This window comes from Bacteroides sp. CAG:633, assembly GCF_000435115.1.
GTDB classification, from domain to species: domain Bacteria; phylum Bacteroidota; class Bacteroidia; order Bacteroidales; family Bacteroidaceae; genus Bacteroides; species Bacteroides ndongoniae.
Genome location: NZ_FR883070.1, coordinates 5614 through 6720 on the forward strand (window position 1 = coordinate 5614; position 1107 = coordinate 6720).

The following is a 1107-nucleotide window of genomic DNA, read 5'->3' on the forward strand; positions in this document are numbered from 1 at the left end:
CGACGTGTTCGTGGACAAGTGCTCCATTGAAATCTTCGTGGACGGTGGCCGCATCGCCATGACCAACCTGGTATTCCCCACCCAGCCCTACAATTCCCTGCGTTTCTATACTCTGGGAGGTGAGGCCGAAGTGAAGAACCTGAAGATACATCAATTAGGATTGTAACACTAAAAGCCCTTATATCCCATGAAACACCTCATCGCAACGGCGGCACTTGCACTGCTCGCCACCACTACACTGAATGCCAGTGACATGAAACAAATACGCATTTCCACTGACCGCACCGACCTGGTGCTGCAGGTGGGCGACAACGGCCGCCTCTACCAGAGCTACTTTGGTGAACGGCTGCTGAATGAGTCCGACCTGAAAGAACTGGGTTGGAGTGTGCACCCCGCCTCGGACGGCAGTGTCAGCCGCCGCGGGTGGGAGGTGTACAGCGGTTCGGGCAACGAAGACTTCTTCGAACCTGCCCTGGCCGTCACCCACAACGACGGAAATCCTTCCACATGGCTCTACTACGTCTCGTCCTCCTCGTACCCCGTGGAGGGAGGCGTGCAGACCGACATACAGCTGCGCGACGACAAGTATCCCGTCGACGTGACGCTGCACTACGTGGCTTATCCGAAGGAGAACGTCATCAAGACCTGGAGCGAAATCCGCCATCAGGAGAAGAAGCCTGTTACCTTGTCGGCCTATGCCTCGACCATGCTTTATTTCAGCCGTCCGGCTTACTACCTGACGGAGTTCAGTAGCGACTGGGCCAAGGAAGCACAGATGAGCACGCAGCCCCTGCTTTTCGGCAAGAAGGTGCTCGACACCAAGTTGGGCAGCCGTGCCGCCATGTACACCCATCCCTTCTTTATCGTGGGGCTGGACCAGCCTGCCCAGGAACGGCAGGGCGAAGTGCTGATGGGCACATTGGCGTGGACAGGCAACTTCCGCTTTACCTTCGAGGTGGACAACGTGGGCAACTTGCGCATCATTCCCGGTATCAATCCGTATGCGTCGGCCTATCGGCTGAATCGCGATGAGGTCTTCACTACTCCCGAATTCATCTTCACGCTGAGCACCGAAGGTACCGGCCAGGGCAGCCGCGACCTGCAGGC

Annotated in this window: 2 protein-coding genes (1 of these 2 only partly in view); both read left to right on the top strand. The window is 57.5% G+C overall.

What is annotated here, in order from left to right:
- A partial coding sequence (locus tag QVP67_RS07980) for a GH32 C-terminal domain-containing protein (protein ID WP_288180028.1) occupies nt 1–166 on the top strand: 166 nt, incomplete at its 5' end.
- Nucleotides 167–187: 21 nt separating this feature from the next.
- A protein-coding gene (locus QVP67_RS07985) for an alpha-galactosidase (RefSeq protein ID WP_022163042.1) crosses the window boundary here: on the top strand, nt 188–1107 show its start. The gene runs 1330 nt beyond the window's last position; the window shows 920 of its 2250 coding nt (coding positions 1–920); the start codon lies at nt 188–190; its stop codon lies off the right edge, out of view.